Source organism: Kribbella sp. NPDC055071 (assembly GCF_053608045.1).
Map to the genome: position 1 here is coordinate 197,987 of NZ_JBSGUS010000012.1, position 13,739 is coordinate 211,725.

Here is a 13,739-nt window from a genome sequence, read left to right on the forward strand (position 1 = left end):
CTCCTAGTCGATGTAGACCGTGTAGTTGATACCGACGCTCGGGGACAGGGGGTCCGCGGTCGGCCTGTCGCTGTACAGGAAGAAGTCCGCACCCGGACGCTGCCAGACCGCGAGGTGGCGCCGGTCGAAGCCGGCCCCTGGGCGGTACTCGTCAAGGAAGTTCGCGTTGCGGTAGTCGCTGGCATAGACCGGCGCGCCCCAGACGGAAGCGGCCAGCTCGAACGCCGGCAGCCAGTGCTCGTCCAGTCCGGCCTCGGCCGCCGCGATGTCGCCGGGCTCCAGGTCGTACGCCGACCAACCGCTGTCGCGCACGTCCGCGATGACGAGGCCGTCGAACACGATCAGCGTCGTACCACGTGGGGTCTCGAAGCCCCAGGACTGCAGTTTGCTGAAGTCCTGGTGGGGGTCGTTGTCGGCCCACGGCTTCCAGCCGGTGGCGGCGGAGACTCGGCGGACCAGCGCCTGGACCACTTCGCGGCCGGTCGCGTCACTGTCGGGCCCGGCGACCTGCGTCCAGTCCTCGACCTCGGCGAGGTCGGCCATCGCGGCCGCGTCCAGGTCGAGCGGCCTGTCCTTGGTTTTCATTCGGCGTCCATCCCACATCGTCGTCGACATGCTGCCTGCGGAGAAAGGTTAGGGCGGGCCCGGGGTCATCGCGACGCGCTTGCCGAACGCAACAAACCGGGCCCGAGATCACCCGAAGTGGTCTAGTTCTACCGGGCCGGGCCGGACGGCTTGGTGCGGCCAGGGCCGGCACCGTGGCCCTTCGGGCCGTTCTGAGGGCGCTCGCCGGTTCCCTGCGAGGTCTGCGTCGACCTCGTCGGCAGCGTTGCCGCGTTGGTGCTTCGCTGCAGGTCGCCGGAGGCGCGGTCGGCGGTCTTGACGGCCGCCGCGGACGCCTGGGCGATCTGCAGCATCGCACCCGGCGCGACCGTGCTTCGCGTGTCGGTGCCGATCGGATTGCCACTGTTGGCGTGTCCGTCACGAACGATGGTGCGTGCGTCTTGCCGGGCGGCCGCAGCTCCAGATCGTGCTCTCATGAACCCTCCTCGTTGAGGTACACCACGTAGTTGATGCCGACGGACACCGACAGCGGTCTGACGGTCGGTTTGTTGCTGTACAGGTGAATCTCGGCGCCGGGCGGCGTCCAGATCGCCAGATGGCGGCGGTCCCGGCCTGCGCCGGGGCTCCACTCATCGACGAATCCGGAGGTGTCTTCGGTTCCCACATAGGCTGGATTACCCCAATGCCGGCGGGCCAAATCGAACTTGTCCGGCCAGTGCTCGTCCAGTCCGGCTGCCGCGGCGTCGACGTCCCACGGCTCGATCGCGAACGCGACCCAGCCGCTGAACGGGCTGTGCGGCAGGATCTGGTCGTCGTACACGGCCAGCTCGGTCTTGCGTTTGGTGAGGAAGCCCCAGCCGTCGAGCAGGTCGTCGATGACGGTCTTGCGGTTCACCGGCCACGGCTTCCAGCCGGTGGCGGACTTGACCCGCCGGATCAGCGCGCGGACCGGCACGGGTCCGGTCTCACCGCTGTGAGGGCCGCCGACCCGTCGCCAGTCGCGGACGTCGGCGAGATCCGCCATTGCGCGGTCGTCGTCGTCCAAGGGCCGGTCCAAAGTCTTCATCCAGGCTGTTCCTGTCGATCCGCGCGTCAGCTTAGGTACCGAAATTAGATGCCCACAGGGTCAGGGCGCGCCATTCTCCCACGCAGCAGAACAGCCGTCCCGGAAGATTCCGGAACGGCTGTTCTTCAGTTACTGCTGTGTCAGTGCATTGCCGCGGCCGCGGAGGCCTCGATCGACTCCTCACCCTCGGGCTTGGGGCCGTCGTTGCGACCGGCCAACCGCTGCTCCGGGGTGATGATCGCGAGGACCAACGCGATCGCCAGGAACGGCAGCGAGACCAGGAAGACGTCGTCCATGGCGTCCACCAGACCGTGCAGGGCGAAGCCCTTGAGCGGCTCCTTCAGTGCGTGCAGCGCCTGGACGCTGTTCGCGGCCTTGGCCAGTCCGTCGACCATGGTCTGGGTGGCGTTCGGGATGATGTCGCCCAGGTGGTCCTTCAGCCGGCTGGTCAGGACTGCGCCGTACACCGCGGTGCCGATCGCGCCACCCATCGAGCGGAAGAACGTCATCGTCGAAGTCGCGGTCCCCATGTGCTGCCGGGGCACGCTGTTCTGTGCCGCGGTGACGGTGATCTGCATCGACAGGCCCAGGCCGGCGCCCATCACGAACATGTAGATCGCCAGCTGCCAGTACGGCGTGGTCAGGCCGATCGTGGACAGCATCACCATCGCGCCGCCGACCAGGATCGCGGAGACGATCGGGTAGATCTTGTACCGCCCGGTCCGGCTCATCAGCTGGCCGCTCGGGATCGACGCGAAGAAGATACCGACGATCATCGGCAGCAGCGCCAGGCCGGAGCGGGTCGGGGACAGGTCCTTGACCGCCTGCAGGTACAGCGGCAGGAAGATCAGCGCACCGAACATCGCGAACCCGAGCAGGAACGCGTACCCGGCGTACCCGGAGAAGATCCGGCCCTTGAACAGGTCCATCGGGATGATCGGCTCGGCGACCCGCAGCTCGATCAGCACGAAGGCGACAGCCAGTACGACGGCGCCGATCAGCAGTGCGAGCGTGGTCCCGTTGCCCCAGCCGTTGGTCGGACCGCTCCAGGAGACGGCCAGCAGCAGCGCGGTGACGGCGGCCGCGACAGTGGAGGCGCCGAGGTAGTCGATCTTGTGCGACCGCTTCACGTGCGGCAGCTTCAGCACGGCCGCAACGATGCCCAGGGCAACGAGTCCGATCGGCAGGTTGATCCAGAAGATCCAGCGCCAGCCGGGACCGTCGGTGAGCAGACCGCCGAGCAGCGGACCGGCCACCGAGGACAGACCGAAGACGGCACCGAAGTACCCCATGTACTTACCGCGCTCGCGCGGCGGGATCACGTCGCCGATGGTGGCGAACGCGAGCGACATCAGACCGCCGGCGCCCAGACCCTGGACGGCGCGGAAGCCGATCAGCTGCTCGATGTTCTGCGACAGCGCGGACAGGACCGAGCCGGACAGGAAGGTCACGATCGCCGCGATGAACAGCGGGCGACGCCCGTACAGGTCGGAGATCTTGCCCCACAGCGGGGTGGAGGCGGTCGAGGTCAGCAGGTACGCCGTGACCACCCAGGACAACTTGTCCAGGCTGTTGAACTCGCTGACGATCCGCGGTAGCGCCGTACCGACGATGCTCTGGTCGAGTGCGGCCAGGAACATCCCGGCCATCAGGCCGCCGAGGATGACCAGGATCTGCTTGTGGGACAGGTAGGAAGGACCGCCGTCAGAAGTTGGTGCTGAGGCTCCGCCGGCGGTGGCGGGCTCTGTGGTGCTCATCTGGTGCTCTCCAGGTTCTCTTCGGTGTTCTCGCTGCCGATGGGATCCCCATCGGTCGCGGAGTCTGTGTTGGTGTGTGGTGCCTTCGCGGCGAGCCGCTGTTGCATCGCGGCCCAGCCCTTCTCGGCCCAGGCGGCCTGCGGAGGGATGTCGGTGAGGGCGGCGACGCCGTCGGCGAATCGGGTCATCAACCGCTCGAACGTCTCGATTTCGTCCTCGGTCCAGCCCTCCATCGCCGCGCTGAGCAGCTCCGTCCGGCGCCGTGCGCTGGACTCCCACTGCTCGATGCCCTGCTCGGTCAACTCGACCCGGAAGGCCCGGCCGTCGTCGGGATCGGGTGAGCGCCGGACGAGGCCCAGCTGCTCCAGTGCCCGGACGTGCCGGCTCGCGGTCGAGGCGTCGAGCTCCATCCGTGCCGCCAGGTCGGACAGCCGCAGTGCGCCACTGCACCGCAGCACGAACAGCGCCACGTGCGCGCTGTGGTCGATCGTGTCGCCGGGCTGTTTGGCTTTCAGCCGGCGGCCGATCCGGGTGAACGCGTGCATGACGCCCTCGATGGGGGTCTGCGGAACGTACGCGTCGTTTACTTGCATGCTGCAAGCATATACATGCTTGCGTGATACACGCAAATGAGTTTCCAGAATAGCCGAGTGAGTCGCCACTCATTTACTCTTCGTGAAGACGTGGTCACACAGCGCAGTGGGTGGACCTAACACCACCCGCTGAGTCGGCTCAGCACCCTCGTGACGTGTGTCTCGGACGGCAGACAGTTACCTCGACGGTGCGAGAGTGAGGAGCTCAGAGTGTCGATGACCAGCGTTCTGCCGATCGGTAGCGCGGTGACGACCAGACGACGCCTGATCGAGTTCGGCGTGATCTGTCTGGTGCTGACTTGGGTGCCGTGGGCGGCGCTCGGCGTACTGGGTGTGGATCTGGACGGGGGATCTGGGCAGCTTGTGTTCGGCCTGGCGGCTGCTGGGCCATCGCTGGCCGCCTTGGTGATGTTCTTGTGGCACCGCGAGCGCAGGCGTGGCGTCCGGTGGTCAGTGCGGTGGCCGGTCACCGCGGTGGTGCTCGGAGCGTTCGCACCGCTGGCGGCGACGGCGCTGGCGGGGGACCTGCCGAAGCTGCCCGGACATGCGGCCTCGGTGGTCGCGAGTGCGGGCGGGATCCTCGGTGCGGCGGCGTACACGTTCCTGGCGGGGCCAGTGGCTGAGGAGTTCGGCTGGCGTGGGTACGTCCAGCCTCGGCTACGGCAGCAGTTCGGGCCGCTGGTGACGACCGCCATTCTGGGGGCGGGCTGGGGACTCTGGCACGTGCCGCTGTATTTCCTGCCCGGCACGGGCCAGCACGACGACGGGTTCTTCACCGCACAGGCGGCGACGTTCTTCCTCGGACTGTTCCCGCTGTCCTTCATCATGCTGACCGTGACCGAGCGTCTGAAGGGTGGAGTGCCGGCGGCGATCCTGATCCACGCCGCCTTCAACCTCACCGAGGAGCTGGTGCCGCCGCTGGGCAAGGGCGTCTGGGTCGAGCTTCTGGTCCTCACCGCGGTCGCAGCCGCGTTGCTGCCATTCTGGAGGGCAGACCGACAACGCGAGAGGTGACGGATGACGCAGGTGGCTGTGGTGACCGGTGGCGGTTCCGGGCTGGGTCGGGAGATGGCGCTGGCCCTGGCCGCTGCCGGTTTCGACGTCTGGGTGACCGGCCGCACCGAGGCGAAGCTGCAGGGGACTGTGGCCGCCGGCAACGGCCGGGTGCGGCTGGCGGTGCTCGATGTCGCCGACGGAGACGCCGTACGGGCGTTCTTCGGCGGGCTCGACCGGATCGACGTGCTGGTGAACAACGCCGGTACGGGCGCACCGGCCAAGTCGGTCGAGGACGTGACGGAGGCGGAGTGGCGTCACGTCGTGGACACCAACCTGACCGGGTCGTTCCTGTGTGCGCAGGCGGCGTTCGCGTTGATGCTGCGTCAGGACCCGAAGGGTGGGCGGATCATCAACAACGGTTCGCTGGCGGCGCACGTGCCGCGGCCGCAGAGCATCGCTTACACCGCCACCAAGCACGCGATCAGCGGGTTGACCAAGGGACTCGAGCTGGACGGCCGGCCGCACGGGATCACGGCGTCCCAGATCGACATCGGGAACGCCGCGACCGCGATGACCGAGCGGATGGAGCAGGGCGCGCTCCAGCCGGACGGCTCGACGGCGGTCGAGCCGACGTTCGACCCGAAGATCGTCGCCGACTTCGTCGTCCGGATAGCACAGCTGCCGACGAGCGTCGCCGTACCAACCCTCACCGTGATGGCCGCCGGCATGCCGTACGTCGGCCGCGGCTAACCCCAGCTCACTCGTCGGCGAACATCTCACCCAGCCCCGACGGCAGCTCCAGCTCCTGCTCGAACAGGCGCACCTGTCCGAGGTTATCGGCGGGTCAGGTCGAGGTCGGCCAGGTCGTACCAGCGGCCGGACGAGGGTTGGTCGAGGAGCGGGTCGCTCCAGCGGAGGCGGATGCGGTCGGGTTGGACCTCCAGCAGGACGGCTTCGGCCCAGTCTGGTTCGTCAGTGCGGGCCAGCCAGGTTTCGGACAGGCTCGACAGGCCCTCGCGGGTGACGGCGTCGATGGCGACGTCGCGGTCGGCCACTGCGCCGAGTGCGGCACCGAAGACGGTAGTGGGCAACCAGCCACCAGCGACCGGTACGACGCGACCCAGGACCTCACCGTCCTCCCGCAGAACGTCTTCTGGGGCAGGGAATCCGGGCCACTGCGCCTTGATCCCGTCGATGATCCGGATAGTGGTATCACGCAGGTGCCGGAGGCCGGCCAGCTCGGTCTCGTTGTCGATCGTCCCGGCTGACTCCCCACCTACCCACGTCCGGCAGATGCGTTGGGTGGCAGTGATGTCGGCCAACGGATCACCGTCGATCAACAGCAGGTCCGCCCGGGTGCCAGGGGTCAGCCGGCCGCGGTCACTCAGGCCGAACACCTCAGCCGGTGCACTGGTCGCGGCAACGATCGCCTCGGCCGGACTGAGACCAGCGCGAACCAGATGCCCGAGCTCTCGATGCAATGACGCTCCAAAGACCAGTCCGGGGTTCGGTGCGTCCGTTCCAGCCAGCACGCGTACGCCGGCCTCGTGCAACGCCAGCGTGTTCGCCCGGGCCGGGCCGCTGTCCGGTGGCTGCGGTGGCATCCAGCGACGGGACTGGCGGTCCAGCAGCCTCCGCCAGCGCGCCGAGGTGCGGGCCATCAGCTCTGGTTCGTCCAGGAGCGGTAGGTGTCCGGACGGCCGGTTGAAGCCGTCGACGATGTCCAGCGTCGCGATGACAGCCGCAACCCCGGCCACAGCCTCCACCTGAGCCAATGACATCAGGTTGGACGGGACGTGCGCCAGTACGTCGACTCCGCACTCGACCACCTTGACCGCGCCAGCCGCGGTGGACACATGCGCGACCACGAGCAGACCGTGCTCATGGGCCTGCTGCGTGAGTGCACGCAATGTGGCGTCGTCCAATGCGGGGATCTGGGCCATGAAGCCGGAGCCGTCGTCGTAGATGACCTTGAGGTGGTCAGCGCCCTCGGCGATCCGGTCCGCGACGAACTGCTTGGCGTCCTGCGGGCCCTCGACGTACGGGATAGGTGCGTACGCGATCGTCGGATGTCCGTTGGGTGCCGTAGCGCCGATGCTCGACGTGCGGAACGAGGACCGCGGAGTCACAGTGGCGATCAGGTCCGGCTTGCTGAACTGGTCGATCAGCGTGGTCACGCCGTACGTCGCCGCCAGTTGGGTGCAGCCGGGGATCAGGTGGACGTGTGAATCGATCAGCCCGGGCAGCAGGGTCAGACCGGTGGCGTCGATCAGTTCATCGCCGGGCTGTGCGATCTCGGGTCCACCGATTGCGGTGATGCGACCGTCAGCGCTGCGGAGGCAGCCAGAGGTCAGCTCAGTGCCCTGGTCGATCAGCCGGGCGTTCTGGATGGTGAAGGACATGCTTCGGACGCTAAAGGCTGACGTAACGTCACCCTCCAGCGATTAAGCTGCTGAACCGTGGAGCGAACGGTCAGCGAAGTGGCTCGGCTCGCCGGCGTCTCGGTGCGCACGCTGCGCCACTACGACACCATCGGGCTGCTCCCGCCTGGTCGCATCGCGCCGAACGGCTACAGGTACTACGGCCGCCCCGAGCTGCTCCGGCTGCAGCGCATCCTGCTGTTGCGGGAGCTCGACGTACCACTGGCCGACATCGCACGGATCCTGGACGAGCAGACCGAGGAAACGGCCGCACTGCGGGACCACCACGAACAATTGCTGGCTGAGCGGCGACGCCTGGACGCTGTGATCGGTGCGGTCGAGCGGACGGTCGCGGCGCTGTCCGGCGACGAGTCGGTGGGGGATGAGGAGTTCTTCAGCGGGTTGTCGCAGGCACGGTCGCGGTTGAAGGCGGATCTGGGTGACCGGTTCGGTCCGGCGGCCGCGGAGGGCTTCGAGGCCGCGGTCCGAGCGACTGACGGGTGGAGCCGCGAGGACCACGAGCGGATGGCTGACGAAGGACGTCGGTTGCTGCTTCGCATGTCCGCCGCCCGCGACCGCGGCGTACGGCCGGACTCCGAGGCTGCGATGGAGCTGATCGAGCAGCACTACCGAGGTGTCCTGGAGCTCTGGCCGGCGACTCCGACGTCGTATTACAACCTCGGCGACCTGTTGGTGCAGAACGCGGATCAACGGGCCATCATCGAGACCCTGGACAAGGACCTGCCGGAGTGGCTGGCGGTCGGCGTTCGCGCGTACGCGGTGCGTCGGCTCGGGTATGCCCAAAACGACAAGAAAAGTGTCCGGGGTCGCGTCTAGGGTCGGGGCTGTGAGTGAGCAGCGGGAGTCCTTGGTCCATGTGCGCGGCCTGCGGAAGTCGTACGGCGACTTCGAGGCGGTGCGCGGGATCGACCTGGACGTGTGGCGGGGCGAGGCGTTCGGGTTCCTGGGGCCGAACGGCGCGGGCAAGTCGTCGACGATGCGGATGATCGGCGCGGTCTCGCCGATCAGCGCCGGGACGCTGCGGATCCTCGGTCTGGATCCGGCCACCGACGGTCCGACGATCCGGGGCCGGCTCGGGGTGTGCCCGCAGGACGACACGCTCGACACCGAGCTGACCGTCCGGGAGAACCTGACGATCTACGGGCGGTACTTCGGTCTCAGCCGGGCCGAGTGCCGTGAGCGTGCCGACGAGCTGCTCGAGTTCGTCGCGCTGACCGAGAAGGCCAAGGTCAAGGTCGACGAGCTCTCCGGCGGGATGAAGCGGCGGCTGACGATCGCGCGCTCACTGGTCAGCAAGCCGGATCTGCTGCTCCTCGACGAGCCGACGACCGGCCTCGACCCGCAGGCGCGGCATCTGCTGTGGGACAAGCTGTTCCGGCTCAAACAGGACGGCGTCACGCTGATCATCACCACGCACTACATGGACGAGGCCGAGCAGCTGTGCGACCGGCTCGTGGTGATGGACGGTGGCCTGATCGCGGCCGAGGGGTCCCCGGCCGAGCTGATCCGGGACTATTCGACCCGGGAGGTGACCGAGCTGCGGTTCGGTCCGGACGTGATGCTGTCCGACCACGATGCCTTGGAGGAGAAGGTCGCGGACTTGGCCCAGCGGATCGAGGTGCTGCCGGATCGCCTGCTGCTCTATACCGACGACGGTGAGCGCGCGGTCGCCGCCGTCCACGAGCGTGGTCTCGAGCCTGCGGCCGTGCTGGTGCGGCGCTCTACGTTGGAGGACGTCTTCCTCCGCCTGACCGGGCGGACGTTGGTGGACTGAAATGGCGCTGGCAGTGGAGAACGGGCGTCGTCAGTTCGACTACTGGCTGACCGTCTACAAACGGACCTGGAAGGGCACGCTGGTCAGCAGCTTCGTGCTGCCCTTGCTGTATCTGGCGTCGATGGGGATCGGCCTGGGATCGTTCGTCGACAACAACGGGACGGGCTCGCTGGGCGGGGTGAGCTACCTGCAGTTCATCGCGCCGGGGCTGTTGGCCTCGACGGCATTGCAGATCGCCGTCGGCGAATCGACGTACCCGGTGATGAGCGGGCTGAAGTGGCAGAAGTTCTACCACTCGATGATCGCGTCACCGCTGCGTCCGGCCGATGTGGTCTACGGGCAGCTCACGTTCATCGCGTTCCGGGTGTTCAGCTCGTGTGCGGTGTTCCTCGTCGTGATCACGATCTTCGGCGGGCTCAAGTCACCGCTCGGCGCGCTCGGCCTGCCGGTCGCACTGCTGGTCGGGATGGCGGTCGCCGCTCCGGTTGCGGCGTACGCGACGACCTTGGAGAACGACTCCGGGTTCGCGATGATCTTCCGGTTCGGCGTGGTGCCGGCGTTCCTCTTCTCCGGCGCGTTCTTCCCGGTCTCACAGTTGCCGGACTGGATCGAGTGGCTGGCCTACGTCAGTCCGCTCTGGCACGGCGTCGACCTGGCCCGCAGCCTGAGCCTCGGCACGGTCAAACCCTGGCTGGCACTGGTCAACGTGGTCTACCTGCTGGCGTGGTTCGCCGTCGGCACGCGGCTGGCCGTGCGCGGCTTCAGCAAGAAGCTGGTCGGCTGATGGCGACGATCGCGGCGCGGGTCCTGCCAGTGCCGGTTCGCCTCGGGGCCGGCCGGCACATCGTCGAGCGCAACTTCCTGCTGTATCGCCGCTCGTGGGTCGTCTTCCTGTCCGGCTTCTTCGAGCCGGTCTTCTACCTGCTCTCGATCGGCGTCGGTGTGGCGCAACTGGTCGGCGACTTCACGCTCGCCGACGGCACCAAGATCGCGTACGCCGCCTTCGTCGCGCCGGCCATGCTCGCCAGCTCGGCGATGAACGGCGCGATCTTCGACTCGACGTACAACATCTTCTTCCGGATGAAGTACAACAAGCTCTACGACTCGATGCTGGCGACGCCGCTGAAGCCGTGGGACGTCGCGACCGGCGAGGTCACCTGGGCGTTGCTGCGCGGCGCGATCTACTCGGCCATGTTCATCGTGGTGATGCTGATCATGGGACTCGTCTCGTCGTGGTGGGCGTTGCTCGCGTTGCCGGCCTCGGTGCTGATCGGGTTCGCGTTCGCGGGCGCCGGGATGGCGCTGACGACGTTCATGCGCAGCTGGCAGGACTTCGAGTTCGTCCAGCTCGGGATCATCCCGATGTTCTTGTTCTCGGCCACCTTCTACCCGGTCGAGACCTACCCCGGCGCGATCCGCTGGCTCGTCGAGATCACCCCGCTCTACCAGGGCGTCGTCCTCGAGCGCGCCTTCAGCACCGGCACCGTCACTTGGACCCTCCTCATCAACGCCGCCTACCTCGCCGCCATGGGCACCCTCGGCATGTACGTCGCCTCGCGCCGCCTGGGCAAACTATTGCTGAAGTAGCAGCTGTCGCAGCCACCACACAGCGGCGCGGTAGATCGAGTCGCGGCTCGGCCCGTCCAGGTAGCCGGGTAGATGCAGCTGCGTCATGACCTGATGCAGGGCGCCGATCTGGTTGGCCAGGTGGAGCGCCCGTCGCAGGTCCGGCGGTGCCGCGTACTCTTCCCACTCGGCCAGGTAGGCGTCGCGCACTCGCAGATCCATCGACAACGGTGACCGCTCCTCGACGAACGTCACCAGGTCCAGGAACGGATGCGACACTGCCCCGTCGGTCCAGTCGAACGCCAGCACCCGACCATCGCGTACGGCGAGGTTCCGCGGATGCAGATCACCGTGCACCAAGGTCTCCGGTATGCCGATCGCCGTCAGCTCGATGATTGCCTCGCGCAACTGCTCGCCCCGTCGTGGCAGCTGCGCCCGCTCGGCCGGATCGAGCCGATCGGTCGCCGGGTTCGGCCCGAGCAGACGATCGAGCTCCGCGTCCAGGACGGTGAGCCTGCGGTCGGCACAGCTGAACTCCAGCAGTCGATCCGTCTGATCCACATAGCTGCGCTGCAATCTGGCGTGTCCCTGCAGCGACCCGATCCACAACGCGAGGTCGGGTTCATCGGCCAACGGCGACCCGACATCGGGCAGCAGCATCCAGACGCGCTTCTCGTCGATGGCGATGGGTGCGGGCACCGCGCCGGGTCGATCGTCGGAGAGCTTCTTCAGCAGCAAGGGCTCGTCAGCGAACAGCAGCGGCAACGCATCCGCGGACGCCGGACGAATCGTGCTGGTGTGTGCGAGTGCTTTGAAGTACGCGGTGTCTGCGTAGGTCGGGCAGCGGAGGACGTTCGACAGGCCCCAGGAGCGGACCTGGCGCACGGGCCCGGTCCGGGTCAGCTGCTCGTCGATCCAAGGGAGTGCTTCGTCGTACCAGCCGGGCATGGTCCAGGCCGGCGTGACGGGGGAGTCGGCGGGCAGCGCGAGGTGTGCTCGCGCGGCAACGACCGCCGGATCGTCGAGCTCGTTGACCCACTGCGCGTCGGTCGGCTCCGCCCCGTCGAGAACCATCAGGTACGTCGTTGGCTCCCTGACCAGGCAGGTGAGGACCAACGCCTCGATCCCGAACTCGTCCCGCAGCGCGCTGAGCGCCGGTTCCACATCGGGAAACCAGACCTCGTCATCCACCTCGACCTGTGGAAGCCCCGACGGCAGGACCAGGACAGCCTGGTCGGCGGGTCGCACCACGACAGCGGTAACTCTCATTGGTGCAGCGTATGCGGCCTGTGCAACGGCATTATTGAGCCGTGATCGATGCGAAGGACATCGCGCGGGCCGCCGATCTGTTGCACGACGTGGTGGCGCCGACGCCGTTGGAGTACTCGCGCTGGCTGAGTGAACTCGTCGGTGGTGATGTCTTCCTCAAGTGCGAGAACCTGCAGCGCACCGGTTCGTTCAAGCTGCGTGGTGCGTATGTGCGGATGGCCCGGCTGTCCAAATCCGAACGCAAACGTGGAGTGGTCGCGGCCAGTGCGGGCAACCACGCGCAGGGCGTCGCGCTGGCGGCGCAACTGCTGGATATCAAGGCGACCGTGTTCATGCCACACGGTGCTCCGATCCCCAAGGAGAAGGCCACTCGCGCGTACGGCGCCGAGATCCGCTTCGTCGGTACGTCGATCGACGACTGCCTGCGCGCCGCCCGTGAGTTCGAGGCCGAGACCGGCGCTGTGCTGATCCATCCGTTCGACCACCCGGACATCGTGGCCGGCCAGGCGACGGCCGGGCTCGAGATCGTCGAGCAGTGCCCGCAGGTGCGGACGGTCGTCGTACCGACCGGTGGCGGTGGACTGGTCGCGGGGATCGCGGCAGCGATGCAGCGTGACGGGATGCCGATCGAGGTTGTCGGCGTACAGGCTGCTGGTGCGGCGGCGTACCCGGCCTCGCTGGAGGCGGGGGAGCCGGTCCAGCTGGACCACATGGCGACGATGGCGGACGGGATCGCGGTCGGGCTGCCGGGGAAGGTGCCGTTCGAGACGATACAGCGGTACGTAGGACAGATCCGTACGGTGGGCGAGGATTCGTTGTCCAAGGCCCTCTTGCTGGTGCTCGAACGCGCCAAGCTCGTGGTCGAACCGGCCGGCGCCGCGGCGGTGGCCGCCGTACTGGACGAGCCGAAGCGGTTCAAGCCGCCGGTCGTGGTGGTGCTGTCCGGCGGCAACATCGATCCGTTGCTGCTGATGCGCGTCATCCGGCAAGGCATGGCCGCGGCCGGTCGCTACCTGTCTCTCCGCGTGCGGATCCCGGACACACCCGGCGGCCTGGTCACGTTGCTCGCACAGCTAGCCGACCTGGACGTGAACATCATCGAGGTCCTGCACGAGCGCATTTCGGAGACGCTCAGCCTGGAAGAGGTCGAAGTCGCTCTCCAGCTCGAGCTACGCGGCGAGGATCACCGCGGTCGCGTGCTGAGCGCGCTCACCAGCAACGGCTACACCTACACGCTCAACTAGTCGAGCGGATCGCAGGACTTCACCAGCGGTGCGTGCAGCCGCGAGGCCAGCACTTGGCGCTGCGTGGGCTTGGCCTCGACCTGACGGTTGAGGCCTTCCTCGGTCAGCCGAACGTTCACCGCGCGTCGGTCCTCGGGGCACATGTGCCGCTCGACCAGGCCGGCGACCTCGAGGCGGCCGATCACGCGCGACAACGCGCTCTGGCTGAGGTGCACGGACTTCGCGATCGTCGCGACCTTGGCAGACTGCTCGGGCAACTCGGCGAGCCGCTCGAGCACCTCGTACTCACTCATGCCGAGTGAATGGCCGGCCTGGAGCGCTCGGTCCAGAGCGCAGGTGAGGTCGGCGTGACGGGCCAGCAGCTCGCGCCACTCCCGCACATCTGTACTGCTATCGGCGCTCAGCTCACCAGTGCCGGCGCTGACCTTCGTAGCGGTCATGGAGGCGACCATAGCATGCACGCGCATTT

General features: G+C 67.6%; 15 protein-coding genes. 7 read left to right on the plus strand and 8 right to left on the minus strand.

Annotated features, from left to right (window positions below):
* Window positions 1–3 precede the first annotated feature (3 nt).
* The 5 genes from ACWF4Z_RS21455 to ACWF4Z_RS21475 form a co-directional block, all read right to left on the minus strand.
* Window positions 4–585, minus strand: a complete 582-nt coding sequence (locus ACWF4Z_RS21455; RefSeq protein WP_452244860.1) for a hypothetical protein — start codon at window positions 583–585, stop codon at window positions 4–6.
* Window positions 586–713: 128 nt separating this feature from the next.
* Entirely contained in the window at window positions 714–1,040 is a 327-nt protein-coding gene (locus tag ACWF4Z_RS21460) for a hypothetical protein (protein ID WP_452244861.1), read from the minus strand.
* The gene (locus tag ACWF4Z_RS21465; protein WP_452244862.1) at window positions 1,037–1,630 is read right to left on the minus strand and encodes a hypothetical protein; all 594 of its coding nucleotides are present in this window, start codon (window positions 1,628–1,630) and stop codon (window positions 1,037–1,039) included. The genes ACWF4Z_RS21460 and ACWF4Z_RS21465 overlap by 4 nt, the downstream gene beginning before the upstream one ends.
* 140 nt (window positions 1,631–1,770) lie before the next feature.
* Window positions 1,771–3,387, minus strand: coding sequence for an MDR family MFS transporter (locus ACWF4Z_RS21470; protein WP_452244863.1), 1,617 nt, complete (start codon window positions 3,385–3,387; stop codon window positions 1,771–1,773).
* Window positions 3,384–3,980, minus strand: a complete 597-nt coding sequence (locus tag ACWF4Z_RS21475; protein WP_452244864.1) for a MarR family winged helix-turn-helix transcriptional regulator — start codon at window positions 3,978–3,980, stop codon at window positions 3,384–3,386. The genes ACWF4Z_RS21470 and ACWF4Z_RS21475 overlap by 4 nt, the downstream gene beginning before the upstream one ends.
* 216 nt (window positions 3,981–4,196) lie before the next feature.
* On the opposite strand from ACWF4Z_RS21475, the gene ACWF4Z_RS21480 reads away from it, so the two are divergent.
* Entirely contained in the window at window positions 4,197–4,994 is a 798-nt protein-coding gene (locus tag ACWF4Z_RS21480) for a CPBP family glutamic-type intramembrane protease (protein ID WP_452244865.1), read from the plus strand.
* A gap of 3 nt (window positions 4,995–4,997) precedes the next feature.
* Complete coding sequence (locus tag ACWF4Z_RS21485) at window positions 4,998–5,726, plus strand: SDR family oxidoreductase (RefSeq protein WP_452244866.1); 729 nt, start codon at window positions 4,998–5,000, stop codon at window positions 5,724–5,726.
* Window positions 5,727–5,809: 83 nt separating this feature from the next.
* Here the strand turns inward: ACWF4Z_RS21485 and ACWF4Z_RS21490 are convergent, their stop codons facing one another.
* Window positions 5,810–7,378, minus strand: a complete 1,569-nt coding sequence (locus tag ACWF4Z_RS21490; protein ID WP_452244867.1) for an amidohydrolase family protein — start codon at window positions 7,376–7,378, stop codon at window positions 5,810–5,812.
* A gap of 57 nt (window positions 7,379–7,435) precedes the next feature.
* Here ACWF4Z_RS21490 and ACWF4Z_RS21495 point away from each other — a divergent pair, with 57 nt between their 5' ends.
* Genes ACWF4Z_RS21495 through ACWF4Z_RS21510 form a run of 4 tightly spaced genes read left to right on the plus strand, consistent with a single transcriptional unit; the run spans window position 7,436 to window position 10,778 of the window.
* Complete coding sequence (locus tag ACWF4Z_RS21495; protein ID WP_452244868.1) at window positions 7,436–8,233, plus strand: MerR family transcriptional regulator; 798 nt, start codon at window positions 7,436–7,438, stop codon at window positions 8,231–8,233.
* A 10-nt stretch (window positions 8,234–8,243) separates the two neighbouring features.
* A complete protein-coding gene (locus ACWF4Z_RS21500) occupies window positions 8,244–9,191 on the plus strand; it encodes an ABC transporter ATP-binding protein (RefSeq protein WP_452244869.1) in 948 nt (315 codons plus the stop codon).
* A 1-nt stretch (window position 9,192) separates the two neighbouring features.
* Window positions 9,193–9,975, plus strand: coding sequence for an ABC transporter permease (locus ACWF4Z_RS21505; RefSeq protein WP_452244870.1), 783 nt, complete (start codon window positions 9,193–9,195; stop codon window positions 9,973–9,975).
* The gene (locus ACWF4Z_RS21510; protein WP_452244871.1) at window positions 9,975–10,778 is read left to right on the plus strand and encodes an ABC transporter permease; all 804 of its coding nucleotides are present in this window, start codon (window positions 9,975–9,977) and stop codon (window positions 10,776–10,778) included. The genes ACWF4Z_RS21505 and ACWF4Z_RS21510 overlap by 1 nt, the downstream gene beginning before the upstream one ends.
* Here the strand turns inward: ACWF4Z_RS21510 and ACWF4Z_RS21515 are convergent.
* Window positions 10,764–12,026, minus strand: coding sequence for a phosphotransferase family protein (locus tag ACWF4Z_RS21515; protein WP_452244872.1), 1,263 nt, complete (start codon window positions 12,024–12,026; stop codon window positions 10,764–10,766). The two genes, ACWF4Z_RS21510 and ACWF4Z_RS21515, sit on opposite strands and share 15 nt — an antisense overlap.
* 41 nt (window positions 12,027–12,067) lie before the next feature.
* Here ACWF4Z_RS21515 and ilvA point away from each other — a divergent pair, with 41 nt between their 5' ends.
* Complete coding sequence (ilvA, locus tag ACWF4Z_RS21520; protein WP_452244873.1) at window positions 12,068–13,270, plus strand: threonine ammonia-lyase; 1,203 nt, start codon at window positions 12,068–12,070, stop codon at window positions 13,268–13,270.
* Here ilvA and ACWF4Z_RS21525 read toward each other — a convergent pair.
* Complete coding sequence (locus ACWF4Z_RS21525; RefSeq protein ID WP_452244874.1) at window positions 13,267–13,710, minus strand: MarR family winged helix-turn-helix transcriptional regulator; 444 nt, start codon at window positions 13,708–13,710, stop codon at window positions 13,267–13,269. The genes ilvA and ACWF4Z_RS21525 overlap by 4 nt on opposite strands.
* Between the last annotated feature and the right edge of the window lie 29 nt (window positions 13,711–13,739).

Bases quoted from the DNA above. Each gene is read 5' to 3' on its own strand.
- ACWF4Z_RS21455 (WP_452244860.1), bottom strand. From the start codon at position 585: ATGAAAACCAAGGACAGGCCGCTCGACCTGGACGCGGCCGCGATGGCC.
- ACWF4Z_RS21460 (WP_452244861.1), bottom strand. From the start codon at position 1,040: ATGAGAGCACGATCTGGAGCTGCGGCCGCCCGGCAAGACGCACGCACC.
- ACWF4Z_RS21465 (WP_452244862.1), bottom strand. From the start codon at position 1,630: ATGAAGACTTTGGACCGGCCCTTGGACGACGACGACCGCGCAATGGCG.
- ACWF4Z_RS21470 (WP_452244863.1), bottom strand. From the start codon at position 3,387: ATGAGCACCACAGAGCCCGCCACCGCCGGCGGAGCCTCAGCACCAACT.
- ACWF4Z_RS21475 (WP_452244864.1), bottom strand. From the start codon at position 3,980: ATGCAAGTAAACGACGCGTACGTTCCGCAGACCCCCATCGAGGGCGTC.
- ACWF4Z_RS21480 (WP_452244865.1), top strand. From the start codon at position 4,197: ATGACCAGCGTTCTGCCGATCGGTAGCGCGGTGACGACCAGACGACGC.
- ACWF4Z_RS21485 (WP_452244866.1), top strand. From the start codon at position 4,998: ATGACGCAGGTGGCTGTGGTGACCGGTGGCGGTTCCGGGCTGGGTCGG.
- ACWF4Z_RS21490 (WP_452244867.1), bottom strand. From the start codon at position 7,378: ATGTCCTTCACCATCCAGAACGCCCGGCTGATCGACCAGGGCACTGAG.
- ACWF4Z_RS21505 (WP_452244870.1), top strand. From the start codon at position 9,193: ATGGCGCTGGCAGTGGAGAACGGGCGTCGTCAGTTCGACTACTGGCTG.
- ACWF4Z_RS21510 (WP_452244871.1), top strand. From the start codon at position 9,975: ATGGCGACGATCGCGGCGCGGGTCCTGCCAGTGCCGGTTCGCCTCGGG.
- ACWF4Z_RS21515 (WP_452244872.1), bottom strand. From the start codon at position 12,026: ATGAGAGTTACCGCTGTCGTGGTGCGACCCGCCGACCAGGCTGTCCTG.
- ACWF4Z_RS21525 (WP_452244874.1), bottom strand. From the start codon at position 13,710: ATGACCGCTACGAAGGTCAGCGCCGGCACTGGTGAGCTGAGCGCCGAT.